The sequence below is a fragment of the Rhizobium jaguaris genome, from assembly GCF_003627755.1.
GTDB lineage: Bacteria > Pseudomonadota > Alphaproteobacteria > Rhizobiales > Rhizobiaceae > Rhizobium > Rhizobium jaguaris.
In genome coordinates this window covers 4,437,717-4,460,553 of record NZ_CP032694.1, presented here as the reverse complement: position 1 = coordinate 4,460,553, position 22,837 = coordinate 4,437,717, and the positions used below count along the sequence as shown (strand labels likewise).

Here is a 22,837-nt window from a genome sequence, read left to right as displayed (position 1 = left end):
GGAGGGAAAAGATGGTTGTGAGCCCATCCACCATGGCTGCCGTGCGCGCCAGCGGCGCGGTCCCCAACGCCACCTATCTGCTGAGTGCCGAAGGCATCCGCAAGGAATTTCCGGGCGTGCTTGCCCTGGACGACGTTTCCTTCCGTCTGAAGCGCGGTACCGTGCATGCGCTCATGGGTGAAAACGGCGCCGGCAAGTCGACGCTGATGAAAATTCTGGCCGGCATCTATACGCCGGATCAGGGCGAAGTGCGTCTGAAGGGCGCCGAGATCCGACTGAAATCGCCGCTGGATGCGTTGGAGAACGGCATCGCGATGATCCATCAGGAGCTCAACCTGATGCCGTTTATGACAGTCGCGGAGAATATCTGGATCCGTCGCGAGCCGAAGAACCGTCTGGGCTTTGTCGATCATGCCGCGATGAACAGGAAGACCGAGGAACTCTTTCGCCGGCTGAACATCACCATCGATCCGGACATTCAGGTGCGGGAGCTTTCGGTCGCCAACCGCCAGATGGTCGAGATCGCCAAGGCGGTATCCTACGATTCCGATGTGCTGATCATGGACGAGCCGACCTCGGCGCTGACCGAACGCGAGGTGGCGCATCTCTTCGAGATCATCCGCGATCTGCGTGCGCAGGGCATCGGCATCGTCTACATCACTCACAAAATGAATGAGCTGTTCGAGATCGCCGATGAATTCTCGGTGTTTCGCGACGGAAAATATATCGGCACGCACCTGTCCACCGATGTCACCCGCGACGACATCATCCGCATGATGGTCGGCCGCGAGATCACCCAGATGTTCCCGAAGGAAGAGGTGCCGATCGGCGAGACCGTTCTTGCCGTCAAGGACCTCAGCCTCAACGGGGTCTTCTCCAACGTCTCCTTCGAGGTGAAGGCGGGCGAAATCTTGGGCGTCGCGGGGCTCGTCGGCTCAGGCCGCTCGAATGTCGCCGAGACGCTGTTCGGCGTGACGCCGGCCTCATCCGGCACGATCGAGCTTTTCGGCAAGAAGGCGGATATCTCCTCGCCGGCGGCGGCGATCCGGCACGGCATGGCGTTTCTGACGGAGGACCGGAAAGATACCGGCTGTCTGCTGATCCTCAGCGTACTCGAAAACATGCAGGTCGCCGTGCTGCACGACAAGTTCGTGAAGGCCGGTTTCGTGCAGGAGGGCTCGATCGAGGCGACTTGCGACGACATGGCGCGCAAGCTGCGCATCAAGACGCCGAGCCTCGACGAGCGTGTCGAAAATCTATCCGGTGGCAACCAGCAGAAAGTGCTGATCGGCCGTTGGCTACTCACCAATCCGCGAATTCTGATTCTGGACGAGCCGACCCGCGGCATCGATGTCGGCGCCAAGGCGGAAATCCACCGTCTGGTCACGGAGATGGCGCGCAACGGCGTCGCCATCATCATGATCTCATCGGAAATGCCCGAAGTGCTCGGCATGAGCGACCGCATCATGGTGATGCATGAGGGACGGGTGACCGGTTTTCTCGATCGTGCGGATGCAACCCAAGTCAAGGTGATGGAGCTGGCGGCGCAATGATCGGGCCGGCCGTCGCAAAGGAGGATTGAACCATGGTTAGCAAAGTTGCAGAGGCGACCGCACCGTCCGTGACGCGTCCCAGGCGCCGCCGCGTGCCGCCGGAGCTCGGCATCTTCCTCGTACTGATCGGCATTGCACTCGTCTGCGAAATCCTCGGCTGGATTTTCGTCGGCCAGAGCTTTCTGCTCAATATACAGCGCCTGAAGATCATGATCCTGCAGGTCTCCGTTATCGGCATCATCTCGGTCGGGGTGACGCAGGTCATCATCACCGGCGGCATCGATCTTTCATCGGGCTCCGTCGTCGGGCTGACTGCCATGGTAGCGGCGAGCTTCGCACAGTCCTCCACTTGGGCGCGGGCGCTTTATCCAGCGCTGACCGATATGCCGTTTTTCGTTCCGATCGGCATCGGTTTGCTGATCGGCCTTGCTGCCGGTTACGTGAACGGCCAGCTCATCACGAAAACCCAGATTCCGCCGTTCATCGCGACGCTCGGCATGATGGTGTCGGCACGCGGCCTGTCGAAATTGTACACGAAGGGTCAACCGGTTTCCGGCCTCACTGATCAGTTCAATTTCATCGGCACCGGCATCTGGCCCGTCGTGGTGTTTCTCCTCGTCGCGCTAGTCTTCCACATCGTGCTGCGCTACACGCGCTACGGCAAGTTCACCTATGCGATCGGCGCCAATGTGCAAGCGGCGCGGGTATCGGGCATCAATGTCGAGGCGCATCTGGTCAAGGTCTATGCGATCGCCGGACTTCTGGCCGGTCTGGCCGGTATCATCACTGCCGCCCGCGTCCAGACGGCGCAGGCCGGCATGGGCGTGACCTACGAGCTGGACGCGATCGCCGCCGCCGTCATCGGCGGCACCTCGCTCACCGGCGGTGTTGGCCGAATCACCGGTACGATCATCGGCACCGTCATTCTCGGGGTGATGATCTCGGGCTTCACGTTCCTGAACGTCGACGCCTATTACCAGGAGATCGCCAAGGGCATCATCATCGTCGCCGCTGTCGCAATCGACGTTTACCGCCAGAAGAAGCGGGTTAAACACTGAAACGACCGAGGCTTTGCCTGATATGTCAGGGCGGGAGTTTTGCTCCCGCCTTTTCCGTTTGCTGCGACATTCTATGCTAATGCAGATTTTTTTCATTTAGGTATGGCGAATCCCGCCATCTTTTCTATTCTGGCCGCTTCCACTCCGCTCGTTCGAGCGCTTTATCCAGGATAGACAATGCAATCCGTATTCGATGGCCATAACGACGTTCTGTTGAGACTCTGGAATCACGCGCGCGAGGGTACCGATCCGGTCGCTGAATTCAGGGATGGAATATCGGCCGGCCATATCGATGCGCCGCGCGCCAAGGCCGGCGGGCTGGCCGGGGGTCTTTGCGCCATCTATATCCCCTCCGGCAATCTCGTCTTCGCCGATCCCGACCGCAATGGCCACTATGCAACGCCGCTCTCGCCGCCGCTGGAACGGGCGCCCTCGCTCGATACCGCGCTTGAAATGGCAGCGATCGCTCTCCGGCTCGATCGCGCCGGTGTCTGGAAGCTTTGCCGCTCGACTGCCGAAATCCGCGATTGCATGGAAAAGGGCATCTTCGCAGCGGTAATGCATATGGAAGGCTGCGAGGCCATCGGCGCCGACCTCGTCGCGCTCGAAACTTTCTATGCGGCCGGCCTGCGCTCGCTCGGTCCTGTCTGGAGCCGCAACAACGTCTTTGCTCATGGCGTACCCTTTGCCTATCCGAGTTCGCCGGATACCGGCCCGGGTCTGACGGATGCCGGTTTTGCGCTGGTGCGCGAATGCAACCGCCTCGGCATCGTCATCGACCTCGCCCATATCACCGAAAAAGGCTTCTGGGATGTGGCGAAAACAACGGACCAGCCGCTGGTTGCCAGCCATTCCAATGCGCATGCGCTGACCCCTGTCGCCCGCAATCTGACCGACAAGCAACTCGACGCCATCAAGGAGAGCCGTGGCATCGTCGGCCTGAACTATGCGACCGCCATGCTGCGCGAGGACGGCCGTTCGGATGCCAACACGCCGATCGAGGCGATGGTCCGCCATGTCGACCACCTCGTCAAACGTGTCGGCATCGATTGCGTCGGCCTCGGATCGGACTTCGACGGGGCGACGATTCCGGAGGAAATCGGCGATGCAGCAGGCAATCAAAAGCTGATTGCTGCGCTCAGGAACGTTGGCTATGGTGAAACCGATCTTGTGAAGCTATGCAGGGAGAACTGGCTTCGGATTCTGGCGTCTGCTTGGGGAGAAAGCAGCGGATCGCGTGCATAACATACAGTAACAAAAGCTAAAATAAGGGAACGAAAACATGATGATGACCAAGATGAACCGCAACTTCCGCGCTCTTTCGGCCGGTGCGGCTCTCACACTTCTAACGATGGCCGTGCCGAGCGCATACGCTGCGACGCCGAAGGATACGCTGGTCGAAGGTTTTGCCTTCGATGACATCCTGAGTATGGACCCGGCTGAAGCTTACGAACTCTCCGCTGCCGAAGTCACCGGCAACACCTACAGCCTGCTCGTTCGCCTCGACATCAACGACACCTCCAAGATCCAGGGCGACCTTGCCGAGAGCTGGTCGGTGTCCGACGATCACCTGACCTATACGTTCAAGCTGAAGCCCGGCCTGAAATTCGCCTCCGGCAATCCGATCACCGCCGATGACGTCGCTTGGTCCTTCGAGCGCGTCGTCAAGCTCGACAAGAGCCCGGCCTTCATTCTCACCCAATTCGGCCTGACGGGCGCCAATGTCACGGAAAAGGCGAAAGCCACCGATCCCAGCACGTTCACCTTCACCGTCGACAAGCCTTATGCACCGAGCTTCGTGCTGAACTGCCTGACGGCGACCGTTGCCGAAGTGGTCGACAAGAAGCTGGTCATGCAGCATGTGAAGCCGGTAACGCCGTCGGCTGACAACAAATATGACAACGATTTCGGCAATGGCTGGCTGAAGACCGGCTTTGCTGGCTCCGGCCCGTTCAAGCTGCGCGAATGGCGCGCCAACGAAGCCGTCGTTCTGGAGCGCAACGACAATTATTACGGCACCAAGCCGAAGCTCGCCCGCGTCATCTACCGCTTCATGAAGGAAAGCTCGGCACAGCGTCTGGCACTGGAGAAAGGCGACATCGACGTTGCCCGCAACCTGTCGCCGACCGATGCGGCCGCTATCGAGAAGAACGCACAGCTCACCTCGACGAGTGCGCCGAAGGGCACGATCTATTACATCAGCCTCAACCAGAAGAACCCGAATCTTGCCAAGCCGGAAGTGCAGCAGGCGTTCAAGTACCTGGTCGACTATGACGCCATCAGCAAGACGCTGATCAAGGGCATCGGCGAAATCCATCAGACCTTCGAGCCGAAGGGCATGCTTGGCTCTTTGGATGAAAATCCGTTCAAGCTCGATGTCGCGAAGGCAAAGGAGCTGCTGGCCAAGGCCGGCTTGCCGAACGGTTTCTCCGTGACGATGGACGTGCGCAGCATCGAGCCGGATACCGGTGTGGCCACTTCGGTCCAGCAGACGCTAGGCCAGGCCGGAATCAAGGTCGAGATCATTCCGGGCGACGGCAAGCAAAAGCTCACCAAGTATCGTGCCCGTAACCACGATATCTATTTCGGCAACTGGGGTAACGACTATTGGGACCCCCATTCCAATGCCGATACCTTCACGAACAATCCTGACAATTCCGACGCAGGCACCAATAAGACGCTTGCCTGGCGCAATGACTGGACGACGCCTGAACTGGACAAGGAAACCAAAGCCGCCCTGTTCGAGGTCGACGCCGCCAAGCGCGGCGCCATGTATCAGGATATCCAGAAGAAGTACCTGGATGCCAGCCCCTTCGTCTTCCTGTTCCAGCAGACGGAAGTCGCCGGCTATCGCAAGGATGTGAAGGACTTCAAGCTCGGTCCGAGCTTCGACACCAACTTTGTCTGGCCAGTGTCGAAGTGATGGTCCGATAGGACTAGTTCTTTGAGCACAGTCGAACGGAAAATGGAGGTGCGGCCCAAAAAGGGCCGTGCCGCGCCCATTCTGATGGGTGTTTTGCGCTTCCTGGTCGTGGCGGTCACGACCTATCTCGGTCTTCTTGCCGTCACCTTCTTCATCGGGCGCGTCATCCCGATCGATCCGGCATTGGCGATTGCCGGTGACCATGCGCCTACGCAGGTGCTGGAGCGCCTGCGCCGCGAAATGCATCTCGATCAGCCGCTCTATGTGCAGTTCTATTTTTATCTGCTGAGTGCGTTGACCGGCGATTTCGGCACGTCGGTACTGACGACCAATCCGGTGATTGACGACATCAGGCGCGTCTTTCCCGCGACGATGGAGCTTGCGACCGTTGGTACGATCATCGGCGCGGCTTTCGGCGTCCCCTTTGGTGTGCTCGCTGCCGTGCGCCGCAACAGTTTCATCGACCAGATCGTCCGCGTCATCGGCCTCGTCGGCTATTCGGTGCCGGTCTTCTGGCTTGCAATGGTGTCGCTCCTCATCTTCTATGCCCAGCTGGGCTGGGTGGCCTATCCCGGCCGCATCGACATCGCCTACGAATATACATTCACGCCGATCACCGGCTTCTATCTGGTCGACAGCGCCATGCAGGGGCAATGGGATGTGTTCTGGGACGCATTCCGCCACATTATTCTGCCTGCCTCGCTGCTCGGCTATTTCTCGCTTGCCTATATCAGCCGCATGACGCGCAGTTTCATGCTGAATGAGCTGGGTCAGGAATATATCGTCGCTGCTCGCGCCAAGGGACTTTCGGAGACGCGGGTGATCTGGGGCCATGCGCTGCGCAGCGCCGTCGTGCCGCTGATCACGGTGATTGCGCTCTCCTATGCCGGGCTACTGGAAGGCTCGGTGCTGACGGAGATCGTGTTCTCCTGGCCGGGCATCGGTTTCTATATCACCAGTTCGCTGCAGAACGCCGATATGAACGCCGTGCTCGGCGGCACGGTCGTCATCGGTACGGTCTTCGTCGGGATCAACCTGCTTTCCGACCTGCTCTATCGCACTCTAGATCCAAGGACGCGACGTAAATGACGGCTGGGACCACGCAACTTTCCTGGCGTGAGTGGCTGCTGTCGGATCGGCCGCGGTCGCGCCGACAAGCGAGCCTCGGGCGCGCCTATGTCACCTGGCGGCAATTTTCCGCCAATCGACTGGCCGTTCTCGGACTGCTGATCATCGTCGCCCTCATTCTCGTGGCGGCACTTGCCGATGTTATCGCCCCCTATCCGCCAAGCATCGGGGATCTTACCAATGCCTATTTGAAGCCGCCCGGCACCGGCGGCTATCTTCTCGGCACCGACAATCTCGGCCGTGATATACTGTCCCGCCTGATCTACGGGTCGCGATGGACCCTCTATATCGTTGTGCTCGTCGCGATCATCTCCGCGCCGCTGGGCCTGTTTATCGGTATGATAGCTGGCTATGCAGGCGGCTGGACCGATACCGTGCTGATGCGCATCACCGATATCTTCCTCGCTTTCCCGAAGCTGGTGCTGGCGCTCGCATTTGCTGGTGCGCTCGGCCCCGGCATCGAGAACGCCATCATCGCGATCGCCATTACCTCCTGGCCACCCTATGCGCGCCTGGCGCGGGCCGAGACGATGACCGTGCGGCGCTCAGACTACATCGCCGCCGTGCAGCTGATGGGGGCATCGCCAATCCGTATCGTCTTCCGCCATATCATGCCGCTTTGCATCTCCTCGGTGATCGTGCGCGTCACGCTCGATATGGCCGGCGTCATTCTAACGGCGGCGGGCCTCGGCTTCCTGGGCCTCGGCGCACAGCCGCCACTGCCGGAATGGGGTGCGATGATCGCCACCGGGTTCAAATACTATCTCGACCAATGGTGGGTCGCGGCAATGCCCGGCATCGCCATCCTGATTGTCAGCCTCGGCTTCAACCTGCTCGGTGACGGTCTGCGCGATGCGCTCGATCCGAGGGAGAGCGGCCAATGACCACGCTATTGACGGTCGAGAACCTGAGGGTTCGCTATCCCACACGCACCGGCATCATAGAAGCGGTACGCGGCGTGTCGTTCACGCTCGGGCGCGAACGGCTTGGCATCGTCGGCGAGAGCGGTTCCGGCAAGTCGCAGACTGGCCGCGCCATCATGGGGCTCACGTCGTCGCATGGCATCGTCACCGCCGACCGGCTGAATTTCAGCGGCATCGAGCTGCTGTCGATCTCAGCCAGGGAGCGCCGGTCACTGCGCGGCAAACGCATCGCCATGGTGCTACAGGATCCGAAATATTCGCTCGACCCGGTGATGACCATCGGCCGGCAGATCACCGAGACGCTGCGCACGCATGAGAAAGTCAGCAAGGCGGAAGCACGCGACCGTGCGCTCGCCATGCTGGAAGCCGTGCAGATCCGCGATCCCAGGCGCGTCTACGACCTGCATCCGCATGAGGTGTCCGGCGGCATGGGGCAGCGCGCGATGATCGCGATGATGCTGATCGCCGGGCCGGAACTGCTGATCGCCGACGAGCCGACCTCGGCGCTCGACGTCACCGTGCAGCTCGATGTGCTCAGGATCATGGATAAGCTGGTGTCGGAACGCGGCATGGGGCTGATTTTCGTGTCGCACGATCTGAGGCTGGTGTCTTCCTTCTGCGACCGGGTCATCGTCATGTATGCCGGCAAGATCGTCGAGGAACTAAAGGCTTCCGAGCTCAACAATGCGCAGCATCCCTATACGCGCGGCCTGTTGAACTGCATGCCTGTGATCGGCGAGGACCGCCATCCGCTGCCGGTTCTCGACCGCAAACCGGAGTGGGCGGCATGACGGCAGCGCTTGCAGTCGACGGCCTCAGCGTCGTCTATGATGGCTATTATGCCCTCGATGCCGTCAGCATCGGTGTAGACAAGGGCGAATCATTCGGCCTTGTCGGCGAGTCCGGTTCCGGCAAATCGACCCTGTTGCGCGCCGTCGCCGGTCTTGCGCCGGTCAGCGGCGGCGCCATCCGCATCGATGGCGAGGCGCTGACGGGTTCGAAACGTAGCAAGACTTTCTATCGCCAGGTGCAGATGGTGTTTCAGGATCCCTACGGCTCCCTGCATCCGCGTCAGACCATTGATCGGCTGCTGCTGGAACCCCTGGCAATCCACGGCATCGGCGACAGCGAGACGCGCATCACGCGGGCGCTTGACGAGGTCGGCCTCGGCAACGGCTTTCGTTTCCGCTATCCACATCAATTGTCCGGCGGCCAGCGTCAGCGCGTGGCCATCGCCCGCGCGCTGATCGTCGAGCCGTCGATCCTGTTGCTCGACGAGCCGACCTCGGCGCTGGACGCTTCCGTACAGGCGGAAGTGCTCAATCTGCTGGAGCAAGTGCGCAGGGATCGCCGTCTGACATTCGTGATGGTCAGCCACGATCTCGGCGTCGTCACCCATATGTGCGAACGCCTCGTGGTGATGCAGAACGGGGCCATCGTCGAGCGGCTGAGCGCAAAAGAATTGGCGACCGGCGATGTCAAGCAGGATTACACGCGTAATCTGATGATTGCTAGCAAGGGGTTCGTCCGCGCTTAACAAACTGTAATCATTAGGCTTTCAGCACTCTTTTAGTTAAGGAGTGTTTAAAAGACGACCAATCGTATAGACTATTGACACCTGCCGCATTTCTGTCATGATCCCGTTAATGGCGGTTAACTTTCGTGATCCCAGTTTTGGGTCATACACGAGTGGAGGCAGGCATGTTTTTCATGGGTGGCATGACCATGGGTTATCTTCATCCGCCAATGCCGGCGAAAGAGGAGGACGTGTTGACCGTCACTCTGCCGGAAGAAAAGAGCCGCGGTCAGATCGGTCCAACCGAAACTCCGGCTCCTGAAGCAAGCGCCGTAGAGCGCACCTTGATCTGGGCTCGCCGCATTCTCTGCTGAATTTGGCGTTGCTGATCTTTCGAGCCTGACCGTAGTCCAGTGGTTTATTTTTTCTTCGCTGTCCCCTGGACGAAAAATCATCTCTACCTAATTGATAGGGATTGTATGAATGTCGAGCGCGGGCTGGTCTCGTGAAACATCGACAAAAAACGAACGGAGGCAACACATGGCGAATTTGGGTATGTCGAATACGCATGTGAATCAGTTCGACGGTTCGAAGCGTGTCGCAGCGACGCGGCATAAGATTCAGACTGCGATTCACGTTGCGCTGTTTTCCGCTGCGTTCCTTTTCATTGCCGCCATCGTCTTCGGCATCGTGGTCTGAACCCTCGCAAAGATGACATGACCGGCAGTGGTCGATCATGATCATCGACGGATGGCTGCTGATGTGGTGTGTGCCACATGGTCGTGGCTTAAGTTTAATCCCCCTTTTCTTTCTCAACGGCAGCAGAGGCTGATCGGGCGGATATCCAGATGAGCCCGATTTGGCGCTGCGTCGCCCCTTCTCATTCCAAGTTGAAATCCTTCCGCTACGGCAATTCTTCTTTCTCAGCGCTGTCAAAACTTCGCCGGGCAAAGAAAATTTCTTGTTCCCAATAGAATGCGCTTCATGAAAACAGTAAGCTCCGCCAAAATACAAAATAGAACGGGGCGGAAGCATGACGAAGGCGGAGGCTGGGCACAGCAGGCGGAACGGTGTTCACGGAGCGACGGCGGTTCTGAAACAGGACCCGCATGCGCTACGCGGCGCGAAGGAGAACAATCTCGAATTGGCGATCGGCCACGAGGTCCGCGCCTTTCGCAAGAAGCTCGGCATCACCGGCGCCGATCTTGCCTCGGCCACCGGCATATCGCTCGGCATGCTCTCGAAGATCGAAAACGGTAACACCTCTCCCTCTCTGACCACATTGCAAGCCTTGGCGCGGGCGCTCGGCGTGCCCGTCACGTCGTTTTTCCGGCGTTTCGAGGAAAAGCGCAATGCCGTCTTCGTCAAGGCGGGCGAGGGTTTGGAGATGGAGCGGCGTGGTACGCGCGCCGGTCATCAGTATAATCTGCTCGGTCACATCGGCAACGGATCTAGCGGACTGCAGGTCGAACCCTATCTTATCACGCTGACTGCCGATTCCGATGTTTTTCCGGCGTTTCAACACGAAGGGTTGGAGCTGATCTACATGCTGGAAGGCGAGGTCGAATACCGTCATGCCGATAAGCTCTATGCGATGCGGCCCGGCGACAGTCTGTTCTTCGACGCCGATGCGCCGCACGGTCCGGAAGTGCTCGTAAGCCTGCCGATCCGCTTCCTGTCGATCATTTCCTACCCTGAGAAAAACGGCTCGTGAGAGGAATTTGCGAATCTTTTGAGGGAGTTCAGTTTAAGTTCATCTTCTGCGGGATATGGAGGGCTCAACCTGCCAAGCCCTGCTGAATTCCGATCGCAAGAAATCAGCCTAAGGAGAATGCCTCATGACCTTGATCGATTGTCTTTGACACGTGCGGACAGCTGCCGGAATCATCCGGCCGCGTCTCAAGTTTCACGGAAGCCAGTTTCGAATGGTGGCGCAAAATCGCCATGATCCTGAAGAAGAGGCCGTGAAAATCTTCGCCTGAATACGTTTGTTCTAAGCCGTCACTTCGAATTCATCCCCTTCGCACGCCGGGAAGCGAAGCAAAGGGTCCAAATGCGTGAATAGTTGTGTCGGGCAGGGCAAAAGACGTTGAAGGCGACAATGCCTGTCACTCTGTTTGGACCCAGAACACGAATCCATGACATCTCAAAATCTCTCCACTGTTCCGCCGCGCGATTCTGAAGCCAAGCAGATCGATCATAACGATTCGATCCGTGCTGCCTATTTCTCCAACGATCAGATCCGGGAATGCGGTTCTGTTTTCGCCCGCAACGGCGCCAACACGAAGCTGCCGGGCTTTGCGCCCTTCGATTTCTTCGCCCGGCACAAGGAGAACGAAAAAGAGATCCTGCGCGTCTACCGTTCGGCCAATGCCGACGTCGATGCCGGCGAATCGATCACGCCGGCGGCCGAATGGCTGCTTGACAACCACTACATCATCGAAGAAGCGATCCAGGAAGTCCGCCGCGATTTTCCGAAGAAATTCTACGATCAGCTGCAGACGATCACCATCGACGGCATGGTGATGCCGCGCACGCTGGCACTCGCCTGGCTCTATGTCGCCCACACGCACAGCACCGTGTCCAACCAGGGCCTGCTCGCACTCGTCGAAGGCTTCCAGTCGCACGAGATGCTGAAGATCGGCGAACTCTGGGCGGTTCCATCGCTGGTGCGCTATGTTCTGGTCGATAACCTGCGTCGCATCTCCAGCCGCGTCGAGCAGAGCCGCCTGACGCGCAAGAAGGCCAACGCCGCCGTCGATGAACTGATCCGTATCAATGACGACGCCAAGGTCACCGAGTTTCTGAGGACGCTCGAACCCTACACATCAGACAATACCTTCGCCACGCAGTTCCTCTATCGCCTGCGCGACGGTTCGCACACGTCGGGCCTTGCCGTCACCTGGCTGGAAAGGCGTTTGGCGGACGCCGGCACCGACGCCGAAACCGTCATGATGGCCGAGCACAACCGCTTGTCGTCCGGCAATGTGACGATGGGCAACATCATCAAAAGCCTGCGCCTGATCGACGACACCGACTGGTCGGGCTGGGTCGAGGAGGTCAGCGCGGTCGACAAGCTGCTCTGGGACGAGACCGACTACGCCAAGCTCGATCCTGGCTCGCGCAACAGCTATCGCCGCGCCATCGAAAAGCTTGCGCGCCGTTCCGACAAGACGGAAATGGAGATCGCTCAGGTCGCCATGGCCATGACCGAGGCGGCCAAGGTCTCGGGCGAGCCGCAGCCGCATGAGCCGAATATCGGCGATTTCATCGTCGGCCAGCAGATCGAGAAGCTGGAAAAGGCGATCGGCTTCAGCCCGAAGCTGTCGCAGCGTTTTGTTCGCCAGTGGCGCAAGTTCAACTGGCTGGCGATCGCCGCCCCCGTTCTTCTGCTCACCGTCATCGCTCTTTGGATCGTCGGTTATTTCATGATCCAGGCTGGTATGGGCTGGGCTGAAACCATCATCCTGCTGTTGATGTTCTCGCTGCCGGCATCCGAGGGCGCCACCGGCCTGTTCAACTTCGTGGTCACCATGTACCTCACGCCGGCGCGTCTCGTCGGCTATGAGTTCAAGGAGGGCATTCCGGAAGAGGCCCGCACGCTGGTCGTCGTGCCGACATTGATCGCCAATCGCGACAGTGTCGACGAACTGGTGCGCAACATCGAGGTTCATTATCTCGCCAATCCGCTCGGCGAGGTCTATTACGCGCTGCTCAGCGACTGGCCGGACAGCAAGGAAGAAGAGAGCGAACGCGATCTGGAAATTCTGGATTACGCCCGCCGCGAAGTCGCCAATCTCTCGGCCCGCTATGCAGAGGACGGCAAGCAGCGCTTCTATCTGCTGCACCGTCGCCGCCTCTACAATCCGGCTGAAGGTGCCTGGATGGGCTGGGAGCGCAAGCGCGGCAAGCTGCACGAGCTGAACCTGCTGCTGCGCGGCGATCGCGATACGACCTTCCTGCCCGGTGCCAATGCCGTGCCGAAGGACGTGAAGTACGTCATGACGCTCGATTCCGACACGCGCCTGGTGCGCGACACGGTCACGAAGCTCGTCGGCAAGCTGCATCATCCGATCAACCGGCCGGTGTTCGATCCCGAGAGCAAGCGTGTTGTCCGCGGTTATGGTGTGCTGCAGCCGCGCGTCACCCCGTCGTTGACGACCGGCAAGGACGCCTCCGTGTTCCAGCGCGTCTTCTCCGTCAATCGCGGTCTCGACCCCTATGTCTTTGCTGTCTCCGACGTCTATCAGGACCTGGTCGAGGAAGGCACCTTCACCGGCAAGGGCCTCTATCATGTCGATGCTTTCGAGGCCTCGCTGAAGGGCAAGATCGAGGAGAACGCGGTTCTCAGCCACGATCTGCTCGAAGGCTCGATGGCGCGCTGCGCGCTCGTCACCGACTGCGAACTCGTCGAGGATTTCCCGATCCGTTACGAAGTGGAAGTCTCGCGCCAGCATCGCTGGGCCCGCGGCGACTGGCAGCTGCTCCCCTATCTCTTCAATCCGAAGCGCGGCGTCACCGGCCTCGGCCGCTGGAAGATGATGGACAATCTGCGCCGCTCATTGACGCCGATCGCCTGGTTCTTCGCCTCCGTTCTCGGCTGGTATTTCATGGGACCGTTCGCCGCCCTTATCTGGCAGATCCTGTTGATCTTCTGCCTGTTCGTGGCACCGACGCTGTCGCTGATCAACGGCATCATTCCCCGCACCAGCGATATCGTCGCCCGCGCCCATCTCTATACGGTCTGGTCTGATATCCGCGCCGCCAATGCGCAAGTGGCGCTACGCATCGTCTTCATTGCCGACGGCGCCTGCATCATGGCTGACGCCATTGGCCGCTCGCTCTACCGTGCCTTCGTCAGCCGCAAGCTGATGCTGCAATGGCGCACGGCGGCCAGCGCCCAGGCAGCGGCACAGACGACGATCCTCGGCCATTACCGCGTCATGTGGCACGCGCCGGTGCTGGCGCTGCTGGCATTGGCCTTCGCATCGGTGTCCGGCGACAACGCCTTCTTCGTCGGCATTCCCTTCGCATTGCTCTGGATGTTGTCGCCGGCCATCGCCTGGTATGTCAGCCAGACGGCGGAAACCGAAGACAAGCTCGAAGTGCCGGAAAGCGTTTCGGCCGAGCTGCGCAAGATTGCGCGGCGCACCTGGCGCTATTTCGACACCTTCGTGGTCGACCAGCAAAACCATCTGCCGCCGGACAACGTGCAGCAGACGCCGCATGCCGTGGTCGCTTCGCGCACCTCGCCGACCAATATCGGCGTCTACCTGCTCTCGGTGATCTCGGCCCGCAATTTCGGCTGGACCTCCTTCGAGGAAACCATCGATCGCATGGAAAAGACGATGGCGACCGTCGAGAAGCTCGAGAAGTTCCGCGGGCATCTCTGCAACTGGTATCATACCGACACGCTGAAGCCGATGGGCGCGCGCTATGTCTCGGCGGTCGATAGCGGCAATTTCGCCGGCCACCTGATCGCCGTGTCTTCGGCCTGCCGCATCTGGGCGGAAGCGCCCTCCGCGCATATGCAGGGTAATCTCGACGGCATCGGCGATGTCGCCGGCATTCTCGGTGAAATGCTTGCCGAACTGCCGGATGATCGCAAAACCGTACGTCCGCTGCGTCATCGACTGGAAGAGCGCATCATCGGCTTCCGCAACGCTCTGGCGGCGGTCAAGCGCGAGCACGAGTTCGCCTCGATACGCATCATCAACCTGTCGGTCCTGGCGCATGATATCCAGAAGCTTGCCGCCAACCTCGACCATGAGGTCAAGTCACCGCAGAGCGGCGAAGTGCTCACCTGGTCGGAATCGCTGGTGAAGGTCTGCGAAGGCCATATCGCCGACAGCGTCTTCGATCTTGCCAATGTCGATGCGCTACGTCAGCGCCTGGCAAAGCTGCGCGACCGCATGCGCGAGATCGCCTTCGGGATGGATTTCAGTTTCCTCTACCGTCCGGAACGGCGCCTGCTTTCCATCGGCTTCCGCGTGGAAACCAACGAACTCGATGCCGCCTGCTACGACTTGCTGGCGTCGGAAGCCCGCCTCACCAGCCTCTTTGCCATCGCCAAGGGCGATCTGCCGACGGAACATTGGTACCGCCTCGGCCGCCAGGTCGTGCCGATCGGCTCGCGGGGCGCGCTGGTTTCCTGGTCCGGCTCGATGTTCGAATATCTGATGCCGCCGCTCGTGATGCAGGAGCGCCAGGGCGGTATCCTCAACCAGACGAACAATCTGATTGTTCAGGAGCAGATGAACTATGCCAAGCGCCTGGGCGCGGGCATTCCCTGGGGCATTTCGGAAGCGGCCTTCAACGCCCGCGACCATTATATGCACTACCAGTACACCAACTTCGGCGTGCCCTCGCTCGGCCTGAAGCGCGGCCTCGGCCAGAATGCGGTCATCGCGCCCTATGCCTCTATCCTCGCCAGCCAGTACCGTCCGGAAGCGGCACTCGAAAATCTGCAGAAGCTGCGAAAGGTCGGCGCGCTCGGCACCTATGGCTTCCACGACGCTGTCGACTTCACGCCGACCCGCGTTCCGGAAGGCAAGAAGTGCGCGGTTGTCTACAACTACTATGCCCACCATCACGGCATGTCGATCGCGGCTATTGCCAATGTTGCCTTCAACGGGCGTCTGCGTGAACTGTTTCACGCCGATCCGGTGATCGAGGCGGCCGAACTGCTGTTGCAGGAAAAAGCACCGCGCGACATTCCGGTCATGGCTGCCAAGCATGAGAGCGACCAGCCGGCCAACATCCAGGAAGATATGCTGCGCCCGGAAATCCGGAAGATCGCCGATCCGGCCACGCAGGATCGCGAACTCGCCTTCCTTTCCAACGGTCATTACTCCGTCATGCTGACAGCGACCGGCGCCGGCTATTCGCGCTGGAACGGCCTGTCCGTCTCGCGTTGGCGGCCCGATCCGACGGAAGATCGCTGGGGCACCTTCATCTTCCTGCGCGATACTGTCTCCGGCCAATGGTGGTCCACGACGTCGGAGCCGCGCAGCGTCGAAGGTGAGAAGGTCAAGGTCTCCTTCAGCGACGAAAAGGTGGAATACACCAAGACCATCGGCGATCTGACCAGTGAGGTCGAGTGCATCGTCGGAACAGAAAACGATGCCGAAGGCCGTCGCGTCACGCTGCTCAACATGGGTACGGAAGACCGCTTCATCGAAGTGACCTCCTATCTCGAGCCGGCGATCGCCAGTGATGATGTCGATTCAGGTCACCCCGTCTTTGCGCGCATGTTCGTGCGCACGGAAATCGGCAGCAGCGGCGACGTGATCCGCGCCGAGCGCAACAAGCGCGATTACAACGAACCGGATATGTCGATCGCCCATCTGGTCGTCGACAATGCCGGCTCCGAGCGTCCGACCGAATTCGAGACGGATCGCCGCAAGTTCCTCGGCCGCGGCCGCACGCTTGCGGAAGCTGCGGCATTCGATCCGGGCGCAACCTTGTCCGGTACGGACGGTTTCACGATGGACGCCTGTCTGTCGCTGCGCCGGGTCGTGCGCGTGCCTGCCGGCAAGAAGGTCAGCATCATCTTCTGGACAATTGCCGCGCCGAACCGCGAGGATGTCGACAAGGCTGTCGAACGCTACCGCAATCCCGATACCTTCGGGGTTGAGCTCACGCAGGCCTGGACCCGCACGCAGATGCAGATGCGCCATGTCGGCGTCACCTCGCAGCAGGCGGCAGCCTTCCAGAAGCTCGCCCGCTATCTCGTCTATCCGGATATGCACCTGCGCGCCGACGGCGCCACCGTTCAGGCCGGCCTGCATTCGCAGTCGGCGCTCTGGCCGGTGACCATCTCGGGTGATTTCCCGATCTTCACCTTGCGCATCAACGACGACATCGACCTTGAAATCGCCAGAGAAGCGCTGAGCGCGGCGGAATACATGCGTTCGCGCGGCATCAATGCCGATCTTGTGATCGTCAACGAGCGCGCAGCAGACCTCGCCCAGGACATGCAGCGCGAACTGGACAAGCTTGTCGAGCACGTCCGCCACAATCAGGGCGACGGGCTGCGGCAGAACATCTTTTCGGTGCGCAAGGATCTGATCGAGAACGAGACCTACCAGCAGATCCTCGCCACCTCGCGGGTGATCTTCCATGCGCGCAACGGCAAGCTCGTCGACCAGATCGCGCGTGCCGCAACGCTCTTCGCGTCCGCGCAGTCCGATGAGTCGGCACCAGTCAATCGGCTTGCCGTTCCGATGATACCGCAGGGGTCGGTCTTCGCGTCCGATGTTTTGGAATCGCAGGACGATCTCGATTTCTGGAACGGTTATGGCGGCTTCGCCGACAATGGCCGCGAATATGTCGTCCGGCTTGCCGGCGGCCAGTCGACGCCGCAGCCGTGGGTCAACGTCATCTCCAACGAGCGCTTCGGCTTCCATGTGCCTGCCGAAGGCGGCGGTTTCACCTGGAGCCACAATTCCCGCGACTATCAGTTGACCCCGTGGACCAACGACATGGTGATCAACCGTCCGGGTGAGGCGCTTTACGTGACCGACCTCGACAGCAACACGGTGATGACTCCCTATGCGGGCCTGTCGCGCAACCCGAAGGTCCAATATGAGGCCCGTCACGGTCTCGGCTATTCGGTGTTCTCGAGCGAACAGGACGGCATAGCGCTGGAACTGGCGCAAACGGTCGACCGCGAGCGCCCCGTCAAGCTCTTCCGTCTGCGTGTCCGCAACACGGGCGCCGGTGCCCGCCGCCTGCGGCTCTACAATTATGCGGAATGGGTGCTTGGCACCAATCCGCATAAGACGAGACCGTTCATCCTGTCGTCGCTGGACGAAGAGACCGGTGCGCTGTTTGCCAACAATCCCTACAGCATCGACTATTCCAAGCGTGTTGCCTTTATGGCGGCAAGCGAGGCGCATTCGAGTTTCTCGGCCAGCCGCCGCGAATTCATCGGCCGCTACGGCACGGTGCAGATGCCGGAGGCCGTCGTTTCTGGCGCCGTCCTTTCCAACTCCACCGATCTCGACGGCGATCCCTGCGCGGCGCTCGCCTTCGACCTGACCGTCGCAGCCGGCGAGCAGAAGGATATCTGCTTCTATATGGGCGATACGGCTTCTCTCGAAGAGGCGCGTGCTTTGGTCGCCGATATCCGCAAAGCCGATTTCGAGACTGTGCTTTCGGCCAGCCGCGGCTTCTGGGATGGCTTCACCGGCCGTCTGCAGATCTCGACGCCGGACAAGGCGATGAACAACATGATCAACGCTTGGCTCCCCTATCAGAGCCTTGGCTGCCGCATCATGGCACGCACCGCTTTCTACCAGTCTTCGGGCGCCTTCGGCTTCCGCGACCAGCTTCAGGATACGCTGGCCTTCCTCATGCATGCGCCGGAGCTTGCCCGAAAGCAGATCCTGAATGCGGCGCAACGCCAGTTCCGCGAAGGCGACGTGCAGCATTGGTGGCTGCCGGGCAGCGGCGCGGGCGTGCGCACGAGTATCTCGGACGACGTCGTCTGGCTCGCCTATGCCATCGACCAGTACTGCACCGTGACTGGTGACAAGTCGCTTCTCGACGAAGAGCTTGCCTTCGTCGAAGGGGCCGCCCTGATGCCCGGCACGCACGACGTCTTCTATCAGCCGACCGTTTCGCAGGATAAGGTCAGCGTCTACGAGCATGCGGCCTTGGCCCTCGATCTCGCTATCAAGCGCAAGGGCGGCAACGGCCTGCCGCTGATCCTCGGCGGCGACTGGAACGACGGCATGAACCGCGTCGGTATCCAGGGCCGTGGCGAAAGCGTCTGGCTCGGCTGGTTCCTGGCTGGCACCCTCACCGCTTTCCTACCCTATGCGGAAGCGCGGGGCGACAAGGAGCGCGTCGAGCGCTGGAAGAAGCACCTGCCGGAATTGCGCAAGGCGCTGGAAACGGCGGGCTGGGATGGCAGTCACTATCGCCGCGGCTATTTCGACGACGGCAGCCCGCTCGGCTCGGACGAGAATTTCGAATGCCAGATCGATTCGATCGCCCAGTCCTGGAACATTCTCTCCGGTGAAGGCGATCGCGGGCGCGGCGAGATGGCGATGAATGCCGTTCTTGAAAAGCTTGTAGACGATGACAACCGCATCATCCGGCTGTTCACGCCTCCATTCGCCAAGTCGGCGCGCGATCCGGGCTACATCAAGTCCTATCCGCCGGGTGTGCGCGAAAACGGCGGCCAGTATACCCACGCCGCGACCTGGGTGGTGATGGCGCTGGCGGAAATGAATCGTGGCGACGATGCCTGGCATTGCTTCGACATGCTCAACCCCGTCAACCATGCACGCGATCGTGATCAGGCCGATACGTATCGTGTAGAGCCCTATGTGGTTGCTGCTGATATTTACGGTGAAGGACAATTGACCGGCCGTGGCGGCTGGACTTGGTACACGGGGTCAGCCGGCTGGCTGTATCGCGTCGCTGTCGAAGGCATTCTCGGTATCCGAGTGAAAAACGGCCGACTTTTCGTCAAGCCGGCATTGCCTTCGAGCTGGGATAGCTTTGCGGCGGACCTCGATCTGCCGAGCGGAAATTACCGCATTTCCGTCTCAAAAGCGCCCGATGCTAAGGGATACTTGGTGTCCGTGAATGACAGGGCGATCGCCCATCCCGAAGAGGGCTATCCGATCGGACAGTAGCGTTTTCCTGCACTGTTTCGCTTCGACGATCGGGGCCAAAGGGGGAACTCTTTGGCCCCGATCGCATTTGATTGTCGGAACAGGAGAAGTCCATGAATTCCAGGGCAAATATCGACTTGGCTTCGGCGACTCGAGTGAGCTTGCCGAAGGCGGCGACGCAGCGGGATACGAGACTGGATGTTCTAAGAGCCTTGGCCCTGATCACGATCTTCATCAATCATGTGCCCGGCCAGTTCCTCGAAGGGCTGACCACCAAGAATTTCGGCTTCTCCGATGGAGCGGAGGCGTTCGTGCTGATCTCCGGCATTTCCGTCGGTCTCGCTTACGGCACGCGATTTAAGCCCGGCAATAAGCTTTCAATTGCCTGGAAGGCGATCAGGCGCGCCTTGACGCTTTATGCGGCGCACATGATTACCACCTTCATCACGCTGGTGCTGTTCATCTCCGGCGCGTGGATATTCCGTCAGCCAGGCCTGCTCTGCGAGGTGAACATCCTTGCCGTGCTGATGGATCCGGCTCGGGGTATTTCGGCCCTGCTGCTGCTTGGGCACCAGATCGGGTACAACAATATCCTGCCGATGTATGGTGCGTTGTTCCTGATGCTGCCGCTGATCCTGGTGCTGGAGGCGCGAAGCCCGCTGCTCTTGCTGTCGGTTTCTGGCAGTGTCTGGCTGGTCGCCGGCATCTATCATATCGCGCCGCACACAATGCTGCTGGACGGCTTCTGGTTTCTCAACCCGCTCTCCTGGCAGTTTCTGTTCGTCATCGGCTTCGTCGCCGTCATGCATGTGACGCGTGGCGGCCGGATATCCTATAATCCGATCCTGTTTGCGCTATCGCTCGCCTATGTCGTTCTGTCCCTCATCTGGGTCACCGACAAGCTCTGGATGCTCGGCGATCATCTCGCCGCGTTTGGTCTGCCCACGGTTGTCACCGGTTTCGACAAGACCTTTCTGTCGTTGCCGCGACTGCTACATGTGCTGGCGCTTGCCTATCTCATCATCAGCATGCCGACCGTCTCGCGATTGCTGCGCCGGCCCGCAGATCATCCGCTGGCAATCCTCGGGCGGCATTCCCTCAACATCTTCGTTGCGGGCACGATCCTCGCCATGGCCGGCCAGGTCATCCTCTACGTCACCAACAAGGACCCGGCTGTCGGCGGCGCCTATGTCCTCGTCGGCATCGTCGCGCAGTTCGCCTATGCCTATTATCTCGAGCATAAACGGTTGAACACAGCCGGCCAGCGGCCCGTTGCGACGTCCGTGGGTGCGATTCCGCTGCCGATGCGCATCGAAAAACGTCGATAGTCGGTTACGCGGCCATTCAATACCGCAGCATATAATCCATTGAATTATATCGACGATTCGTTTTGCGACATTTTCGTGAACGAATTGTGACGTGATTTTTCTGCAACGCACTGGTGTTCCTGTGCGTTGCAGCAAAGATTATATTGCTCAAAATCTTGTTGTGCAAAACTGAATTTCCTACATCGAGACCGTGACGGTGCTCGGGGAGTGCCGCCACCCCGGCGCCATAGGCGCCCGAACGGGTGCATGACGCAATCGTGGGGATTGTCAAAACGGGAATGGGGTAGGGAACGTCGAATTTTCGGCGCGATAGCTCATGCCCAATCGATACTAGATTGGAGTATTTATGAATATCAGAAGTCTTCTTCTCGGTTCGGCCGCCGCCCTGGCAGCCGCGTCGGGGGCACAGGCGGCTGACGCCATTGTGGCCGCCGAGCCGGAACCGCTTGAATATGTTCGCATCTGCGACGCCTATGGCGCCGGCTACTTCTTTATTCCGGGCACCGAAACCTGCCTTAAGATCGGCGGACGCGTCCGTACCGAAGGCGAATGGTACGATGCCTACAACCCCAGCAGCAAGAACGGTACGCTCTGGCACACCCGTGCCGAGCTCAGCATCGACACGGCGACCGATACCGAATACGGCCCGCTGAAGACCAACACCGTCTACCGTTGGGACTGGCAGGAAGGCGGCACCACCTCCACCAAGCTGCTTTGGGCCAATATCAGCCTCGCCGGCTTCACCGTCGGCAAGCTCGACTCGCAGTATAATCTCTACATGGGCTATGCCGGCAACGTCATCAACGACGACGTCGTCTATGACGGTCCGAAGGAACTCAACCAGTTCACCTACAAGTATGACGCCGGCAACGGCTTCACGGCGGTGATCTCGCTGGAAGATTCCAACTCGTCGGCCGATACCTCGTCCTATGGCGGCGCGTGGCAAACCGGCAAGGCCAATCATTATGCTCCCGATGTCGTTGCCGGCGCCGGCTACAAGGCGGGTGCATGGACCCTCCGGGTTATCGGCGGCTATGACAGCATTGTCGAGGAAGGTGCCGTCAAGGCGCGGATCGACGCCGATTTCGGCGACTTCAAGGCCTTCCTTATGGGTGGCTGGAACACGGATGGCGACAAGCTGAACAAGTATGCCGGTTCCTACCTCAACACCAACCGCGCAGCTTGCCCGACGAACGGCGCGGATTGCGGCTGGGGTGACTGGGCCTTCTGGACGGGCGCCAGCTATCAGCTGACGCCGAAACTGCAAGCCAATGCTCAGGTCGCCTACACTGACTCGAAAATCTTCGCCGCCACCGCCAACGTCGCCTGGCGTCCGGTCAAGGACCTGCTGATCGAGCCGGAAGTTTCCTACACCGATTGGGACGCTGCCGACCAGGACCAGTGGGCCGGCGTGCTCCGCTTCGAGCGTAAGTTCTGATCTGATCCCGGTTTGACGCCAGTCATAACCGGTTTGACGTCGGCCATGACTCCAGCTTGACGTTAGCCGATTTGACCTCCGATCAGAGAAGGAGAAAGGTCCGGTTTTCCCTGCCGGGCCTTTCTTGCTTTTGGTTTCGTGTAATTGAGAGTGCGTTCCGTGCGGGTATGGCCCCTCACCCTAGCCCTCTCCCCGCAGGCGGGGAGAGGGGACCTGTTCCGTGTTTGCGCTATGGACTGAAGGTGCCGATTTTACGCGATAAGCTCCCTCTCCCCGCACGCGCGGGGAGAGGGTCGGGGTGAGGGGCTGGGCACAGGGTTGCGACGACATCGTGCTTGCCTG

General features: G+C 60.1%; 14 protein-coding genes. All 14 read left to right on the top strand.

What is annotated here, in order from left to right; all coding sequences use genetic code 11:
• Window positions 1–11 precede the first annotated feature (11 nt).
• The 14 genes from CCGE525_RS21590 to CCGE525_RS21530 all read left to right on the top strand — a co-directional run bounded on the left by CCGE525_RS21590 (window position 12) and on the right by CCGE525_RS21530 (window position 22,495).
• Window positions 12–1,553: a sugar ABC transporter ATP-binding protein gene (locus CCGE525_RS21590; protein ID WP_120706077.1), complete on the top strand. Its 1,542-nt coding sequence runs from the start codon at window positions 12–14 to the stop codon at window positions 1,551–1,553.
• A gap of 32 nt (window positions 1,554–1,585) precedes the next feature.
• Window positions 1,586–2,611 carry an ABC transporter permease gene (locus CCGE525_RS21585; protein WP_120706076.1) on the top strand — a complete coding sequence of 342 codons (1,026 nt, stop codon included), beginning with the start codon at window positions 1,586–1,588 and terminating at the stop codon, window positions 2,609–2,611.
• Window positions 2,612–2,788: 177 nt separating this feature from the next.
• The gene (locus tag CCGE525_RS21580) at window positions 2,789–3,856 is read left to right on the top strand and encodes a dipeptidase (RefSeq protein WP_120706075.1); all 1,068 of its coding nucleotides are present in this window, start codon (window positions 2,789–2,791) and stop codon (window positions 3,854–3,856) included.
• Window positions 3,857–3,893: 37 nt separating this feature from the next.
• The gene (locus CCGE525_RS21575) at window positions 3,894–5,534 is read left to right on the top strand and encodes an ABC transporter substrate-binding protein (protein WP_120706074.1); all 1,641 of its coding nucleotides are present in this window, start codon (window positions 3,894–3,896) and stop codon (window positions 5,532–5,534) included.
• Between the two features lie 21 nt (window positions 5,535–5,555).
• A complete protein-coding gene (locus CCGE525_RS21570; protein ID WP_120706073.1) occupies window positions 5,556–6,623 on the top strand; it encodes an ABC transporter permease in 1,068 nt (355 codons plus the stop codon).
• Complete coding sequence (locus CCGE525_RS21565; RefSeq protein WP_120706072.1) at window positions 6,620–7,546, top strand: ABC transporter permease; 927 nt, start codon at window positions 6,620–6,622, stop codon at window positions 7,544–7,546. Before CCGE525_RS21570 ends, CCGE525_RS21565 begins: the two co-directional genes overlap by 4 nt.
• A complete protein-coding gene (locus CCGE525_RS21560) occupies window positions 7,543–8,376 on the top strand; it encodes an ABC transporter ATP-binding protein (protein WP_120706071.1) in 834 nt (277 codons plus the stop codon). The genes CCGE525_RS21565 and CCGE525_RS21560 overlap by 4 nt, the downstream gene beginning before the upstream one ends.
• Entirely contained in the window at window positions 8,373–9,122 is a 750-nt protein-coding gene (locus CCGE525_RS21555) for an ABC transporter ATP-binding protein (protein WP_120706070.1), read from the top strand. The genes CCGE525_RS21560 and CCGE525_RS21555 overlap by 4 nt, the downstream gene beginning before the upstream one ends.
• A gap of 164 nt (window positions 9,123–9,286) precedes the next feature.
• Window positions 9,287–9,475: a hypothetical protein gene (locus CCGE525_RS21550; protein ID WP_120706069.1), complete on the top strand. Its 189-nt coding sequence runs from the start codon at window positions 9,287–9,289 to the stop codon at window positions 9,473–9,475.
• A gap of 166 nt (window positions 9,476–9,641) precedes the next feature.
• Window positions 9,642–9,800, top strand: a complete 159-nt coding sequence (locus tag CCGE525_RS38390; RefSeq protein WP_162950232.1) for a hypothetical protein — start codon at window positions 9,642–9,644, stop codon at window positions 9,798–9,800.
• A 334-nt stretch (window positions 9,801–10,134) separates the two neighbouring features.
• The gene (locus CCGE525_RS21545) at window positions 10,135–10,815 is read left to right on the top strand and encodes a helix-turn-helix domain-containing protein (protein WP_205587409.1); all 681 of its coding nucleotides are present in this window, start codon (window positions 10,135–10,137) and stop codon (window positions 10,813–10,815) included.
• Between the two features lie 424 nt (window positions 10,816–11,239).
• Window positions 11,240–19,750, top strand: coding sequence for a glycoside hydrolase family 94 protein (locus CCGE525_RS21540; protein ID WP_120706068.1), 8,511 nt, complete (start codon window positions 11,240–11,242; stop codon window positions 19,748–19,750).
• Between the two features lie 92 nt (window positions 19,751–19,842).
• The gene (locus CCGE525_RS21535) at window positions 19,843–21,057 is read left to right on the top strand and encodes an OpgC family protein (RefSeq protein ID WP_120706067.1); all 1,215 of its coding nucleotides are present in this window, start codon (window positions 19,843–19,845) and stop codon (window positions 21,055–21,057) included.
• Window positions 21,058–21,403: 346 nt separating this feature from the next.
• On the top strand, window positions 21,404–22,495 hold the full coding sequence (locus CCGE525_RS21530) for a porin (RefSeq protein WP_120706066.1): 1,092 nt from the start codon (window positions 21,404–21,406) through the stop codon (window positions 22,493–22,495).
• Window positions 22,496–22,837 lie beyond the last annotated feature (342 nt).